Here is a 14,436-nt window from a genome sequence, read left to right on the forward strand (position 1 = left end):
CTCGCTAAATAAACCAAAAAAGGGAACAAGCACGACACTTGTTCCCTTTTTAACTGCCCGCTTAATCCACTATGAAGAGAGCGCTTCTAGCGTTAGCGATGATGGGTAAGTAGGCGAAATATGGATGGTGTTCTTCGCTACCGTCATTAACTGAGCAGAGCCTTCCGCTTCTCCGCTATTTGGATTCACATCGTACTTAGGAAAGTTACTGCTCGAAATATCTAATCTGAGCCTGTGCCCTTTCTTAAACACATTACAGGTAGCAAAAGCTTCGATTTCAATTTCGTACACTTGCCCTTGCTTTAATTGCTCGGCCTGCTCGAACGATTTATGGTAGCGACAACGGAAAATCCCATCGGAAATATTCATCGCATAACCTTTGGGAAAGTCCATACTCGGTGGATACACATCGACCAGTTTTGCCGTAAAGTCTGTATCTAGCGCATCGCTCTCAATAAAGAGTTTCACCGACACTTTCCCTGAAACCGCAAGGTCTTCTTCAAGCGGCTGGGTTTGAAAGACCAAGATATCTTTGCGAGCCGACAAAGGCAGATCGTTCGCTTGCGTTCCAACAAATCGCGGATCTTCAATTTGATCAAAGGCTCCGCCGACAAATACCGGCTTCCCTGAAGTCAGTGCTCCGCCAATCGTTGGCACCGGGTTCTTAGGATCAAACAAATAGCTCAATGCTGCATGGCTAGTTTCTGGCGTATCCGCTAGATGACCACCCGTACGTAAATACCATTGCTGCTCATGCGTATTAGGTAACGGCCATTGATTAGACTCAATCCAGCGGCCACCATGATTCAACTTACCTCGCTCGGTTTCACTTCCGTCACCGCCTCCCATTTGGAAAATTTTCACCGCAGGCTCATCAGGTAAATCGCTATCGAGTAACCAACGGCTAAACCAGTTAATACGATGCTGAAGCCAGTTCACGGCCACATTGCCATCAAAGGCCGCTTGCTCGCCATATTCAACATCACCATTGAATGTGACGTTGCGATCACCGTGTAGCCAAGGCCCCATAATCAAAGAAATCGGCGCACTGTTTTGTTCAGACAACACTTTGAAGTTGTCTAGCGTGCTTTTCACGTAAACGTCGTACCAACTCGACATCAATAAGATCGGCACATCTGGAATGTTCTGGTAGCTGTCGAGGGAATATATACCCGACTTCTTCCAGAATTCACCAAACTCCCCGGCTTCCCATTGTTCCAATAGATAATCTTCATAGTCTGGAATATGGCGTAAAGGAGAATGGCCGCGCTTCCAAGGCATATGTTTGAACCATTCAATGATGTCTTCACTTTCTAACGCGAGCTTGAGCACAGGGTCAGCTTTCGCTTCTGGGCTCACCAGAGCTTGCCGATATGCCCAGGTCGCTTGCTTAAGCTCAAATGCGCCCCCTTGGCGAATGCCGCACTCATAGGCGCTTGAAAAACCACCTGAATCCATCGCCATGCACGCTAACCCAGGAGGGTTCAAACATGCCATCGCCATTTGAGTGTGCGCCGCATAAGACAACCCCATGCTACCGATTGAACCATTACACCAAGGCTGCTGAATAATCCACTGGCAGGTGTCAAAGCCATCTTCCGCTTCATTGATGTATTTGGTGAAAGTGCCCGTCGACTGGTAACGCCCACGGCAATCTTGGAATACACAAGCAAAACCCGCATCCGTAAAGGCCTTAGCCATTTCTTCGCGAGTCACCAAATGCCCAGACACATCAATCTCAGATCGAGATGGAGCGGCTTTGTTGTAAGGTGTGCGCTCAATGACCACAGGCCATGATTCCATGTTTTCTTCACTTTGCTCTTTAAGCAAGCTAACACTACGTGATGCAGTAGCTGCTCTTGGTAAACGGTTTGATTTCGCTTTGCGCTTTGCGCACGGCAAATACACGTCCGTGGCCAGAAACACGCCATCACGTGTTTCTACGATAATATCTTTTAATACTTGCATGGACTTTTCCTAACCGTATACCGACAAACTGATTGATAGGAAAAGCAGAGCAAACAAGATGATGATCATAAAGAATGGGAAAATGTATCGCGCCCATTGACCCCAGCCGACTTGAGCGGTCGCAAGGAAAATCAATAATCCGCTCGATGTTGGAGTGATGATGTTAGTCGCACCGTTACCCATTAGGAACGCAAGAACTGTGGTGTGTGGATCAACCCCCGCCAATTGCCCCAATGGACCAAGAATTGGCATCGTCACCGCCGCTTGACCAGAAGTGGAAGGGATAGCAACATCAATGACCAGCTGGGCAAAGAACATACCGAATGCCGCAAATGTTGGATTGTTTTCACCAACAACCGAAGACAAGGAGAAAATAATGCTATCAAGCACCTGACCTTCAGCAAGAACGATCGCTACCGACGTTGCTAATCCAATTAACACACCAGCAATCAGCACCTTCTTCATTCCCGAAACAAACGCTTCTACCGTTTCATTGCTGTTCAAGCCGCCAACTACGGCAAAGATAACGCCGAGAGCAAGGTAATACGCCGACAGTTCATTGTACTTCCAGTGCCACGTTTGTGATGCGTAGACTAAGAAACCAATACCTAAACCTAAAATCAACAGCACAAGTGCATGACGTGTCGGTAGCGGAGATCCATCCCAACCAGATTCCATCGTGACATTGGTGACTTCTTTGCGAATACTGCGCAATACATACAAAATACCAACGATCATCAGCACCACATACACCAGTACACGCATGCCCATACCACTAAATACCGGAACGTCTACCAATGGTTGTGCGATAGAAAGCGCATATGGGTTAGTGATAGAGGCCAGGTAACCTACCTTCACGGGGATGGCGACAATCGCTAAGCCAATAAGACTGGATAACCCCATTCGGTGGGCCATTGCTACCACCATCGGGATCACCAACAAGTATTCTTTGGCCATTCCCATAAAAGTACTGCCCATCGAGAACACAATCATCATCGCAGGGACAAGCACGTACACATTGCCTTTGGTGACCGACAACATGCGTTCTAGGCCAGTTTCAATGGCGCCCACTTTGTTTAAAACGCCAAACATACCACCAATGAAAAGCACCATGAAAATCATGCCTGAACGCTTATTAATCGCTTCAGGAATGCTGACCAGTGCATCCAGTAAACTCACCGCTTTGGCTTCGCTACCCTCAGAATAAATACCGAATAGATTCAATGGGGAGACATCTTTTTCTAGAACTTGATAGGTTCCCGGTACAATTAGCTTACCATTTCGTTCAAAACTGCCTGAATCCAAAAAGTAGGTCATCATCACCGCAGCAAGGACAACAAACAGTAAAATGATCACAGGGTTCATCGATTTCTTAGGTTTATTTTCTACCTGAGTATCGGGGGACAATTGACTTGGCATCGTCGATTCTTTTATTGTCATGTTTAAAATTCTCGTTTCTAACAGTTACAGTTTATTAACATAACAATCAATTTTGTACCCCAACAAGCGTATGACAAAACATCATACCCTTATGCGCACAAGGCATTATGAATATTAAACAACTTGCTGCTCTTAAAGCGATCATGACCACAGGATCCACTAGTGCAGCGGCTTTACAGCTCGGTTTATCGCAATCTGGTATCAGCCGATTACTCTCTCAACTGGAGCAAGAACTTGATCTAGAGTTATTTGATAGAGAAAAAGGCCGGCTAAAAATTAAGCCTGAGAATAAAAATCTGTTAACAAACGCGCTTAAATCACTGGATCAATTGGAGCACTTGTATGAAGAAGCACAAGAGATCAAAAAAGGCGGTTTAACTAAAGAAACGATAAAAATCGCGGTTCCTTATACATTTGCGTCTTCCTTGATCCCGCAGATATTACTCAAGCTCTATCAAGACCACCCTTATTTGCTCGTGGAGCTCATCACGGGCAGCTATTCGTTTATTGAAGAGTGTGTGGAGTCAGGCAAAGCGGACATCGGTTTTACTCGGATCTACAACAACCCTAGATTCAACTACATCCCTGTCGCGTCTGGCACCTCTACTTGCATCATGCCTCAGTCTCATTCACTGGCAGAACATCATACAATAAGTGCCGAATTGCTGCACAACGAGCCGCTGATTTTACTGGGTAAGAAGAGTGGTTCAAGAAAGGATATTGACGAGTTTTTTCAACGCCACCATGTTACGCCAAACATTATTGTGGAAGCGCATTCCGTTGATGTCGCCTGCTCGCTTGTTTCTTCGGGGCTAGGCATTTCTATTGTCAATAGCGTGCTTCTAAGAGGCGGTCAGTACCCGAATGTTATTGCTCGACCTATCATTGATTTGCCTAGATACCAATACGGTTTGATCACCACAGTGGAGCATTCCCTGACCTCCTTCAATCAAGAGCTCTATAAACAAATTTGTGATTTGATGTGTGAACATTTAGCCAATCAATAACTGCGATTTTCACATGCAAAAAGAGTCTCTCACCATCATTAGCCAGAGACTCTTTTTTGTTACTTCGTTATGTTTCAACCAGCCGCTACCAGTGTAATCCCACTATTTAGTGCTGAGTGAATACGCCTTGTCGAACGATAACGTCGTTACCAAAACGACAGCCACAATCGATACCGCCAATAACGTCATTCCTAAGTTCTGAACCACACCGACAACCGCTAACCCAGATCCAATTAACACGTAATACATCATGCCAAACAGTGCCCCAGCGCTACCAACTTGGTCTTTATAGCGAACCAAAGCGTGACTAAGAACATTCGGCATGCCAATTCCAAACGCCATCACGATGAGGAGCATTGGCACTAGGAACCAAAGTGAACCTTGCATCCAATACACGCCAGTACTGCCAACGATAGCCAACAGGGCAGCAAGCTTAACTAAGGCATCACTATCGATATGGATTCCAAACCGCACCGCTCCAAGAAGCTTCTTACTGACTAAACTGCCTAGTAAAGTGCCCAGTGCCAGTACCAAACCGCTTTGACCAAATTCATCAGAAGAATAGCCAAGATTATCGAATATAAACGGGCCCTGTAAGTAATAAGAAAACAGCATGATATTGAAGCACGCGACTAAGATTGCGCTGCGCCATAAAGCCGCGTCTTTACTGATTGTGACTGCCAGTTGGATTATCGACTGACGCTCAACCGAGTTCGGTTTGGTTTCAGGTAACGTGCGAAGACAAACCGCAAAAAGTAGCAAAGCCAAAATGCTTAGCGCCAAAAACACACCTTGATAACCGCTTTGTTCTGCAATGATCCCGCCCGACATCATGCCAATCACAGGGCTTAACGAAATGCCAATGCCCATATAGGTGAACACTTTGCCGAGTGATACGCCGTCATAGCTGTCACGAAGCATAGTTTGTGTCACCACAGAACCCACCGCTGCGCCAAAAGCACTGAGTGCCCGCATGATCATTAGATGTTCAAAACTGTTCGCAAACATGGCACCAATAGCTGCAACACCGTACACCGCTAATCCGAGTAACATGGTAGTTCGCCGACCTAAATAGTCCGAGACAATGCCCCATACCAAGACTCCAACCGCGAACGCTGAAAAGTAAACCGATAAGGTTTGGCTCGCCAACACCGCTGACACATCAAAGCCTCGCGCGATATGTGGTAACGCTGGGCTATAAATCGTCTCGACAATCTGCGGAAACATGATCAAGGAAATCATCAACCAGATTGAAGGTTTTGTTTTCATAGTTATCTCTCAATTCACATTAGATGAGCGCAGTGTAGAGAGTTCTGATACCATCAAATAACACAACTAAGACAAAAAACATCAAGATTCGGACAATGGCACTAATTGATGAAAACGCCCAGTTTATTGTTGATGATCTCGACGCTTCCGTCATAGGCATTGCCGCTCGCGTCGGTAAGCACGATTCAGGAATGCATCAACACACCAAAGCGCAACTGTTGTACGCACCGCAAGGCTGTATGACAGTCATGCTCGATGAAGTAAAGTTTGTGCTTCCGCCGACACGTTCAATGTGGATTCCGGCGTATACCAATCACTGCATCACCATGACTAATGTTGTCGAATATCGTTCGTTGCACTTTGATCCTTCGCTCACGACCTCAATGACAGATAAGGTCAAAATTGTAGAAGTGAATCCACTACTACAAGCACTCATTGAGCGCATGGCATTTTGGGCATGGGACAAGAATGAAGATGAGATGATCAATACCACTCAGTTGTTCTTCGAGGAGTTTAATTTAGCCGAGGAATATCATTTGGCGTTGCCATTCCCTACTGACAGGCGCTTGGCTCCGGTGATCACTCAGCTCAACCAGCACCTCATCAACGCCCCTAGCCTGCAAAGCATGAGTGAGCAAGTGGGTGCCAGCAGCAAGACCGTTAGCCGTATTTTCAGTAAAGAAACGGGAATGACCTATCAGGCATGGCGGCAACAGTGGCGCCTGCTTAAGGCCATCGAGCTGCTTTCCTCAAATTGTCAGGTGAATGATGTCGCTTATCAGCTTGAGTTCTCAAGCGATAGTGCATTCATTTCCTTCTTCAAACAGCAGACTGGGCAAACTCCCTTTCAATTTATGAATACGTAAAATAAATATGAAACAGAGTTTATAGTCAATATTCTTGATCTCTAGTCGGGGTGGGCTAAATTTAAATTACTATTTGTATGGTTATTTAGAAAAATCGCAACAAATACAAACTAAAACGCGATGATTCAGAAAAGATGCCGACAAACATAATAATTAAAAATTAGTGTTAGTTACCTATGTCAGAAGGTTCCCGGCTTATGAAACAGAAGCAAATCGTTGTCATTGACGACTCGCCCGCCATCTTGATGGTTATGCAGTCGATGCTCCAAGAGTTGGGTTACACCAACATTGTCACCTCCTCCAATCCCAGTCAGGCACTTTCTCACATTAAACAGCACCCCGAGAAATACAGTGCCGTTTTTACCGATCTCAATATGCCTGAAATAGATGGTATGGAGGTCATCAAACAGTTGGGCGAAATGAATTACCCAGGTGGCGTGTGTATCATCTCGGACATGGACCATCGCGTCATTGGGCTCGCTGCCAACATAGCCCGACAGCATCGCGTGCATTTAATTGGTAACCTTGCAAAACCGATCGATTTAAAGGGGCTGGAAAAATCACTGTCGAAGCTGCACCAACTCAATTTACGTCGCAGCCCTGACGATGCCACCCTCACCTATGACGAGCTGCTTTGCTGCATCAACAATCACTACATCACCCCTTATTACCAACCGAAAGTCGATCTACAAACTCAAGAAATCAAAGGTGTCGAAGTCCTCGCAAGAATTTGTAGGCCAGGGGAAACCAATGCCATTCTTCCGGGTAGATTCATCGATATGGCCCACCAGCACTTAGTGCTAGACGAGATCACCAATCAGATCATTCATCAAGTAATGGAAGACATGCCGACCTTAACCACCATCTTCGGCAAAGACATTCACGTGGGTCTAAACCTTTCGCCAAGCCAATTGATGGATAGCAAACACTCGGAATACCTGCACCAATTAGTCACCGAACGAAACATTCCTCATCACCAACTAGTAATAGAGATTACTGAAGAGTACGCCGTTAAAACCACCGAGCAACTAGAATCCTTGAACCGATTTAGGCTACGTGGATTTGGCTTATCTTTGGACGACTTCGGGGTCGGATTTACCAATCTACAGCAGCTAAAGCACTTGCCATTTACCGAGCTTAAAATCGACCGAAGCCTGATATTAGGCATTCAGAATGACACCTTTAATCAGGTCGTTGTCGACTCACTTGTGAAGATCGCCGACAACTTAGATTTTCTATTGATTGCAGAAGGCATGGAGTCGATAGAAGAGTTGAATTATCTTGAGCAGCATTATCAACATATGCTGGTTCAAGGCTTTTTAATCTGCCCACCTAAGCCGTTGGAAAGCTTGGTTCATTGGTATAAAAGCTGGGTTAAAATTCGCGCATAGCCTATGCCTATGCCTATGCCTAAAGCCACAAGTTATGTGGGGAGCAGTCAAACATCAGAGATAAAACGCTACAACTGTTTGGTATACAACTCTTCACCATCCACACCCATTTGGTAGTGGAAGCCAACCGTTTCTAAGTAACGTCGGTGATCATCATTGTTGGCCACTGCTTGTAATGAAAGAATCCCACGTGCTCGCATCACTTCAGGGTGCGCTTCATAATAATAATGCCCCAGTTTAAAGTCTCTAAACTCAGGCGTGACATAATCTAAAACGATTTTCATTGTGCCATCCAGATCTTTATTGCCTACAAGCACTCCAGCAATACTGTTGTTCCTCAGCATATAGAAAGCGGTATCGGCAGTTTGTAACTCACTGGCAGACACTTGTTGTTCGATGTCTTGGCGGTTAGTGCTAACGAAATGATCAAAGTATTCAGAATCGACTGAAGCGGAGATAAGCTTAAAACGCTCTTTAGTATTGTGTAACTGGTAAAGGTAATAAACGTTGATGCCAGCAATGCCTAAGTTCATCAGCATGGTTGGCCAAGAATCAATGAAATAAGCGAACGCCGCAAAGAGTAAGCAACCAATAAAGTTGATGACTCTTAATTTTACAATGGAAGTCATGGTGAGAGAGACCAACACCACCAATGAAGCTAAGTATCCAAACCATTCAACCCAGTCAAATTCCATTTTCTATCCCTCTGTTTTTGTTATGCATTAACCATAGCACATACAAATTTCTGCTTAGTTCACAGTTCAAATATTCGACACTTCACGACCAGTAACTTTTCTTTTTTTGAGATAGCGCTACTATTGGAAACCAACATTTTTCGAAGACCATCCGCCATGCCACAAGAAAAGTTCGAACATATCTACCAACGCGCCGCTCACCGTAAAGGGGGAGAAGCCCATCTAGAGCAGATCGTTAGAAAGCCACTTTCGACAGAAGAACTCCTGCAAATTTCAGACGACCGCTGGTTGGCTGCGCTTACCGAGAAGGTTTTCCAGTGCGGTATATCGTGGGAAGTCGTACGTAAGAAATGGCCCAATTTCGAAGAGGTGTTCTTCAATTTTCGAGTGGAATCATTGTTGATGCTGCCTAATGAAGCGTGGGAACAGAAAGCGCAAGATCCTCGCATCATTCGCCATTTAACCAAAGTAATGACCATTCCAGCCAATGCCACTATGATCAATATGGCCAAACGAGAAGCGGGATCGTTTTCAGAAATGGTCGCGAATTGGCCAGCGGAAAATATCACTGAGTTGTGGGCGTATTTGAAAAAGCATGGCAAGCGACTGGGCGGTAATACTGGCGCTTACACCTTAAGACAAATGGGCAAAGACACCTTTATTCTGTCTTCCGATGTCGAATCACACCTGCGCAACACCGGAATCATTGATAGTGGCCGAGACACCAAGCGAGCGCACTTAGCCGCAAGCAAGGCGTTTAATCAATGGCAACAAGAGTCTGGCCGTAGCCTAAGTGAAATAAGCCAAATCGTCGCATACAGCTGTGGCGACAATCGAGTTTAAATCGAACAGTTTTCAAACGGACTAGCTCGCTGTTGGCGCAACATACCCATGCGCCGCTAAAGCTTGCTGGTCACGTTTGGTTAGTTTACTCACGATCAAATGATAAGAAGCTAAAGTTAGATCTTCGATCATTGAATCTTCTACATCCCCGTTAAAATCCACCGATACCCAGTGTTTTTTATTCATGTGATAACCCGGACGCACCGACTTAAACTCATCCACCAGAAAAGCATTATCTTCCGGTTTCCCCTTTAAATTCACATAAGGCGGATCCTCTCCTTGTGAAATCAGGGCAAACATTTTTCCCTTCACTTTGTACACCAAAGCCTCAGGCCCAAATGGAAAGCTGCCTTCCGCTTCTGGTAACTGCTCTATAAATTCAATCAGCTGCTTTTCATGCATCATGGTTTCCTTATTAAATGCAACATGTTCACTATATCTCAATCGCATCCAAAAGAAGAAAATTAATCCATTAAGAGCCATATGGAAACAATCCATCCACATTTAGCCTATTAATCCAAAGCTGAGAAGTCACTACACTGTAATAACGGATAGAGGAGATCGCCATGAAACAGATAACCAGAATCAACCACATCGGATTACGAGTCAGTGATTTTGAAACATCCAAAGCGTTTTATACTCAGTTAGGGTTTGAATACATTACTGGCCCCTCTGGCCCTGAGCCCGTCGCGATAGTTGAACACCCAAGCGGAATTAACATCAACTTCATTTTGAATACCACACAAAGCAGCAAGCAAAACGTTTTAATGGACGAAGAGACTAAACACACCGGTTACACCCATATCGCGATTGAAGTCACCGATATGAATTCTGTCCTTTCAGAGCTTGAACGCAAGAATATCCCACTTAGTGGTGCACCAATGAAACACCCAACCGGTGTGTCCATTTTCATTCGTGACCCCGATGATAACGTTATTGAGTTCATTGAATACATTGGGTTAGGCGCGTTCCAATAACGCTGAACATCCGCTTTTTTGGCGCTTCTTTCCCTCAATTTCACGCACTTAACTGATAGCCCAAAAAGGAACACATCATGGAAAATGCTTTACTAAACAAGCCAGTTAAAACCGCACTGCTTTCCATGGCTGCACCTGCCGCATTTGGCATGCTCATGACTTTTTTGTTCCAATTAGTTGATAGCTATTTCGTCGGCCAGCTCGGTACACCGCAACTGGCAGCCATGAGCTTCGCGTACCCGATTTACATTCTTATCGTGAGTTTTTTTATGGGGACCGCCGCTGGTGTTTCAGCAACCGTAGGACGCGCATTAGGGGAACAAAACATAGTAAAAGCGCAATCACTGACCACCATCTCCCTCATTCTGTTCGCTTTAATCACACTGGTTCTTGGGCTAGTCGGCTACGCCACCATCCCTAATGTATTTTCTGCATTAGGCGCATCACCACACGCGATAAACCTGATTACGGATTACATGGCTCCACTTTATTTAGGTATGTTCGCCTTAGTCGGCGGCTTGATTGCCAATGCTGCATTGATGTCGAAAGGCGTCATGTTGAGAACCACCTTAATAATGGCCATCGGCGGAATCATCAACGTTGTATTTGATTACCTGCTCATTTTCGGGATTGGGCCTTTCCCTGAGTTGGCATTAAAAGGCGCAGCTTACGCTACAGTATTATCGTGGCTAACCATCTTAACTTTGATGCTTGTCTTGCTACGTAAAGAGAAGTTACTTTCATTAAGCTCTGTGTCTCACGTTGCTGAGCAGATTAGGGAAGTGCTAACGATCTCCACACCCGCGATCGCCGCACAAGTGCTTAACCCGATTGCAATCGCAGTCATCACACGAATGGTCTCTCAATATGGGGACAGCGCCATTGCCGCCTATGGAATAGTCACGCGTATTGAGTCACTGATTTTGACTGGTATCTTATCGTTAAGCGTTATCATCACACCTTTAGTCGCGCAAAATTATGGAGCCAAAGCCTTTCAGCGTTTAGACCAAATAATCGCTTACTCTGGCCGAATGACTGTGTATTGGGGGCTCGCCTTCTTTGCCGTTGTCGCCGCCTTTGCCGAACCGATTCTAAGTATCTTCACTCAAGACTCAGAAATCATTGCACACGGTAGCCGTTACTTCCTGATCATTGGCATCACTTTCCCGGCCTTCGGGTTAACTTTAATCACTACGTCATTTTTCAATGGGGTCCAACAAGCCAAATTGTCACTCAAACTCACGCTGGTTAAGTCTCTGATGCTAACCATTCCATTTGCAGTTATTGGTTCGGTGGTCGATAGCCACTTCATTTGGTTAGGTTTAGCGGCGGCGAATATTCTTGGTGCGATATATGCGAAGAGACTGCTAGATAATTGGCTTCATACTAATCGCTCTCAGCTTGTAGGGCGCTCGCTGATTCAAGATTACGCCAACGACATAAAAGGGCTATTCACCCACTCCGCTAAATAACAGCCAATGAAGCACTTTATGAAATAGCTGTCGTGAGCCAAGTGTCAAAAACTGACTCATATCTTCATGTTTAGGTTAACTTTATTGGCTTTATGTCAGCTTATGTTCAGCTCATTTTTGAGCGTGCAGAGACTCATATTTCATCTTCACCATTTTGTAAGCTTCTTCTCATTGACCCCAAATGAGAAAGAAAATCATGAAAAAGAACACCTTCATTTTGCCAGCTATCGTCGCTTCAACGGTTTGTATGTCACTGCCTACACTTGCAAACGATCGCAGCAACTCTATTGAAGCTGGTGCGACCTTCATCGGAAACCAAGAATTGGTAACCTTCGGCTACAGCCGTGAGTTGCCAAACAATATTGTTGTTGGTGGTGGTTTTTCACTGGGAACAGAAGCCGTGGATGTTGGCGAGCCTAGCTCACAAGATGCATGGGGCCTTTACTCCAACATTGGTTACAAATTTGAAATCGCTGAGTTCGATATCATCCCTAAAGTCGGCATCAACTACCTAAATGCGGATGTGAGATTTGACGATCCAGCCTCTAGCGATATCAACATCGACAACGTTTATGGCTCTATTGGAACCACTGTCAACTGGCGCATGCTAGGTTTGACTGTCGATTACGGCAAGATTAACGATTCAGCCATGGTCAATGGCAAGCAGTTTGAAGAAGACGTTGTACGCCTCACCGCGAGCTTCAATTTCTAAAAATCAAAATCCTATTCCTTGTCCAAATTAAAAGCCACTTCGCAAAGTGGCTTTTTTATTTCGAGCAAGCGCTCATTTTTGAGCCCACCAGCTATCAGATATGTTTTATGAGCTAGCATATAGTTAACCCATCGAAACCAACCTGTAAGGTGAATTCATGCTCAAATCTAAATTGAAAGCTCTGGCTATCGCAACTAGCATCATTATTTCTAATCAAGTACTTGCTACTGAAAACTACAACACTGATATTCCAGAAAGCATCATGACGGCAGATCAAGTTGACACCAGTATTGGCCAGCTCAACTTTAAAGATGGGGCACCAACTCTCGACACAACACAAAAGCTGTATGACAACTTAGATACCATTCGCGCCACAGAGGTTTTCCTTAATGCGATCCCTATGGCTTCTATTGAGGCGCTTAGAATGGGTCACGAAGACATTGGGGTCACATCATCGAATCAAGTCGTGGTGTTCGATAAATTGATGGACTCTAACCCACTGTTCTTAACCGGCAACACAGACACGGTTTACGCATCGGCATTTTTAGATTTAGAAAAAGATGGGCCAACGGTTATTGAAGTACCTGAGGGCATGGGGCCAACGACCGTAAACGATGCCTTTTTCCGATTCGTCACCGACCTAGGTATTGTGGGGCCAGATAAAGGTAAAGGCGGTAAATACTTAATTCTTCCACCTGATTACAAAGGCGACGTACCAGAAGGTTACTTTGTGTCACGCTCTACAAGTTACACCAACTGGTTTATTGCACGTGGTTTCTTGAAAGATGGCAAAACCGATGCCGCTGTTAAAGCTTACAAAGAAAAGCTTAAGATCTACCCACTAGCGAAGAAAAACGACCAACCGAAGATGGAATTCATTTCTGGTAGCGGTAAAGACTTTAATACTATTCATGCGAACGATGAGCACTTCTTTGACGAGCTAAAAACCGTGTTGGATAAAGAGCCAATCTCGTTCATTGACCCTGAGTTACGTGGTTTGATGTCGAGCATAGGCATCCAGAAAAACAAGCCATTCGCCCCTGATAAGCGTATGCAGAAACTGCTTAAAGATGGCGTGGCGATTGGTAATGCAACGGCTCGTGCTTTGATTTTCCAACCAAGAGATGAAAAAGCCTACATTTACGATGATCGCCTTTGGAAAACCGCTTTCATTGGCAAGGATTACCAATGGCTAGTCGACCAAGGTGAAGGTGGACGCAATCTGGATGCCCGAACGTACTTCTTCTACATGGCAACTGTGAACACGCCTGCGATGGCATTGAAACTCATCGATAAAGGTTCACAGTACGCGATAGTCGACAAATCGAAGGGCGGTGATTACCTAGACGGTAGCAAACACTACAAGCTGAATATTCCTGCCAATGTACCAGCGAAAAACTTCTGGTCGGTGGTAGCGTATGACCCACAAACACGATCAGAGCTACAAACGGATCAACCGCTGCCTAGTAAGAACAACCAGCGCGATAAGCTGATTGAAAACAAGGATGGCTCTGTTGATTTGTATTTCGGCCCAACACCGCCAAAAGGCAAAGAAGCGAACTGGGTACAAACCGTTCCAGGCAAAGGCTGGTTCACTATTCTGCGCTTGTACGGACCGCAAGAAGCTTGGTACGACAAAACTTGGAAACCAGGCGACATTGAACTCATTAAGTAAGCTCAATTTGAATCCAACGTTCACCGCACATTAGTGGTTGTTCTCAAGAACGCGAACATTAACACCAACAAAAACGCCCTCATAAAGAGGGCGTTTTCATATGTTAGAAGACGTCAATTCT

General features: G+C 45.1%; 13 protein-coding genes. 8 read left to right on the forward strand and 5 right to left on the reverse strand.

Annotated elements, in window-relative coordinates; genetic code table 11:
* Window positions 1-69: 69 nt before the first annotated feature.
* Window positions 70-1,968, reverse strand: a complete 1,899-nt coding sequence (locus tag ELZ11_RS05185) for a CocE/NonD family hydrolase (protein WP_137356323.1) — start codon at window positions 1,966-1,968, stop codon at window positions 70-72.
* A 9-nt stretch (window positions 1,969-1,977) separates the two neighbouring features.
* Window positions 1,978-3,408 (reverse strand): YfcC family protein, encoded by a 1,431-nt coding sequence (locus ELZ11_RS05190; RefSeq protein ID WP_244291609.1) that lies wholly within the window; start codon window positions 3,406-3,408, stop codon window positions 1,978-1,980.
* A gap of 107 nt (window positions 3,409-3,515) precedes the next feature.
* Between ELZ11_RS05190 and ELZ11_RS05195 the strand changes: the two genes are divergently transcribed.
* Window positions 3,516-4,415, forward strand: a complete 900-nt coding sequence (locus tag ELZ11_RS05195; protein ID WP_137356324.1) for a LysR family transcriptional regulator — start codon at window positions 3,516-3,518, stop codon at window positions 4,413-4,415.
* A gap of 102 nt (window positions 4,416-4,517) precedes the next feature.
* On the opposite strand, the gene ELZ11_RS05200 is transcribed toward ELZ11_RS05195, so the two are convergent.
* Complete coding sequence (locus tag ELZ11_RS05200; protein WP_137356325.1) at window positions 4,518-5,684, reverse strand: multidrug effflux MFS transporter; 1,167 nt, start codon at window positions 5,682-5,684, stop codon at window positions 4,518-4,520.
* A 95-nt stretch (window positions 5,685-5,779) separates the two neighbouring features.
* Here ELZ11_RS05200 and ELZ11_RS05205 point away from each other — a divergent pair, with 95 nt between their 5' ends.
* Both ELZ11_RS05205 and ELZ11_RS05210 read left to right on the forward strand, forming a co-directional pair.
* Window positions 5,780-6,550 carry an AraC family transcriptional regulator gene (locus ELZ11_RS05205; protein ID WP_137356326.1) on the forward strand — a complete coding sequence of 257 codons (771 nt, stop codon included), beginning with the start codon at window positions 5,780-5,782 and terminating at the stop codon, window positions 6,548-6,550.
* 197 nt (window positions 6,551-6,747) lie between these two features.
* Window positions 6,748-7,941, forward strand: coding sequence for an EAL domain-containing response regulator (locus ELZ11_RS05210; RefSeq protein ID WP_137356327.1), 1,194 nt, complete (start codon window positions 6,748-6,750; stop codon window positions 7,939-7,941).
* A 68-nt stretch (window positions 7,942-8,009) separates the two neighbouring features.
* On the opposite strand, the gene ELZ11_RS05215 is transcribed toward ELZ11_RS05210, so the two are convergent.
* Window positions 8,010-8,636, reverse strand: coding sequence for a YgjV family protein (locus ELZ11_RS05215; RefSeq protein ID WP_137356328.1), 627 nt, complete (start codon window positions 8,634-8,636; stop codon window positions 8,010-8,012).
* 156 nt (window positions 8,637-8,792) lie between these two features.
* Here ELZ11_RS05215 and ELZ11_RS05220 point away from each other — a divergent pair, with 156 nt between their 5' ends.
* A complete protein-coding gene (locus ELZ11_RS05220; RefSeq protein ID WP_137356329.1) occupies window positions 8,793-9,479 on the forward strand; it encodes a DNA-3-methyladenine glycosylase I in 687 nt (228 codons plus the stop codon).
* A 21-nt stretch (window positions 9,480-9,500) separates the two neighbouring features.
* On the opposite strand, the gene ELZ11_RS05225 is transcribed toward ELZ11_RS05220, so the two are convergent.
* Window positions 9,501-9,881: an MmcQ/YjbR family DNA-binding protein gene (locus ELZ11_RS05225; protein WP_137357013.1), complete on the reverse strand. Its 381-nt coding sequence runs from the start codon at window positions 9,879-9,881 to the stop codon at window positions 9,501-9,503.
* A gap of 164 nt (window positions 9,882-10,045) precedes the next feature.
* Here ELZ11_RS05225 and ELZ11_RS05230 point away from each other — a divergent pair, with 164 nt between their 5' ends.
* From ELZ11_RS05230 to ELZ11_RS05245, 4 genes are all read left to right on the forward strand, one after another.
* On the forward strand, window positions 10,046-10,456 hold the full coding sequence (locus tag ELZ11_RS05230; RefSeq protein WP_137356330.1) for a VOC family protein: 411 nt from the start codon (window positions 10,046-10,048) through the stop codon (window positions 10,454-10,456).
* Between the two features lie 77 nt (window positions 10,457-10,533).
* Window positions 10,534-11,928 carry an MATE family efflux transporter gene (locus ELZ11_RS05235; protein WP_137356331.1) on the forward strand — a complete coding sequence of 465 codons (1,395 nt, stop codon included), beginning with the start codon at window positions 10,534-10,536 and terminating at the stop codon, window positions 11,926-11,928.
* A gap of 196 nt (window positions 11,929-12,124) precedes the next feature.
* Entirely contained in the window at window positions 12,125-12,640 is a 516-nt protein-coding gene (locus tag ELZ11_RS05240; protein ID WP_137356332.1) for a hypothetical protein, read from the forward strand.
* Window positions 12,641-12,797: 157 nt separating this feature from the next.
* Complete coding sequence (locus ELZ11_RS05245) at window positions 12,798-14,315, forward strand: DUF1254 domain-containing protein (protein ID WP_137356333.1); 1,518 nt, start codon at window positions 12,798-12,800, stop codon at window positions 14,313-14,315.
* The last annotated feature ends 121 nt before the right edge of the window (window positions 14,316-14,436 follow it).

The sequence above is a fragment of the Vibrio profundi genome, from assembly GCF_005281835.1.
Classification (GTDB): domain Bacteria; phylum Pseudomonadota; class Gammaproteobacteria; order Enterobacterales; family Vibrionaceae; genus Vibrio; species Vibrio profundi.

What these genes read in the sequence shown, in the direction of transcription:
- ELZ11_RS05195 (WP_137356324.1), top strand. Translation starts at nt 3,516, where the DNA reads ATGAATATTAAACAACTTGCTGCTCTTAAAGCGATCATGACCACAGGA.
- ELZ11_RS05220 (WP_137356329.1), top strand. Translation starts at nt 8,793, where the DNA reads ATGCCACAAGAAAAGTTCGAACATATCTACCAACGCGCCGCTCACCGT.
- ELZ11_RS05230 (WP_137356330.1), top strand. Translation starts at nt 10,046, where the DNA reads ATGAAACAGATAACCAGAATCAACCACATCGGATTACGAGTCAGTGAT.
- ELZ11_RS05215 (WP_137356328.1), bottom strand. Translation starts at nt 8,636, where the DNA reads ATGGAATTTGACTGGGTTGAATGGTTTGGATACTTAGCTTCATTGGTG.
- ELZ11_RS05185 (WP_137356323.1), bottom strand. Translation starts at nt 1,968, where the DNA reads ATGCAAGTATTAAAAGATATTATCGTAGAAACACGTGATGGCGTGTTT.
- ELZ11_RS05210 (WP_137356327.1), top strand. Translation starts at nt 6,748, where the DNA reads ATGAAACAGAAGCAAATCGTTGTCATTGACGACTCGCCCGCCATCTTG.
- ELZ11_RS05235 (WP_137356331.1), top strand. Translation starts at nt 10,534, where the DNA reads ATGGAAAATGCTTTACTAAACAAGCCAGTTAAAACCGCACTGCTTTCC.
- ELZ11_RS05225 (WP_137357013.1), bottom strand. Translation starts at nt 9,881, where the DNA reads ATGCATGAAAAGCAGCTGATTGAATTTATAGAGCAGTTACCAGAAGCG.
- ELZ11_RS05240 (WP_137356332.1), top strand. Translation starts at nt 12,125, where the DNA reads ATGAAAAAGAACACCTTCATTTTGCCAGCTATCGTCGCTTCAACGGTT.
- ELZ11_RS05245 (WP_137356333.1), top strand. Translation starts at nt 12,798, where the DNA reads ATGCTCAAATCTAAATTGAAAGCTCTGGCTATCGCAACTAGCATCATT.
- ELZ11_RS05190 (WP_244291609.1), bottom strand. Translation starts at nt 3,408, where the DNA reads ATGACAATAAAAGAATCGACGATGCCAAGTCAATTGTCCCCCGATACT.
- ELZ11_RS05200 (WP_137356325.1), bottom strand. Translation starts at nt 5,684, where the DNA reads ATGAAAACAAAACCTTCAATCTGGTTGATGATTTCCTTGATCATGTTT.
- ELZ11_RS05205 (WP_137356326.1), top strand. Translation starts at nt 5,780, where the DNA reads ATGGCACTAATTGATGAAAACGCCCAGTTTATTGTTGATGATCTCGAC.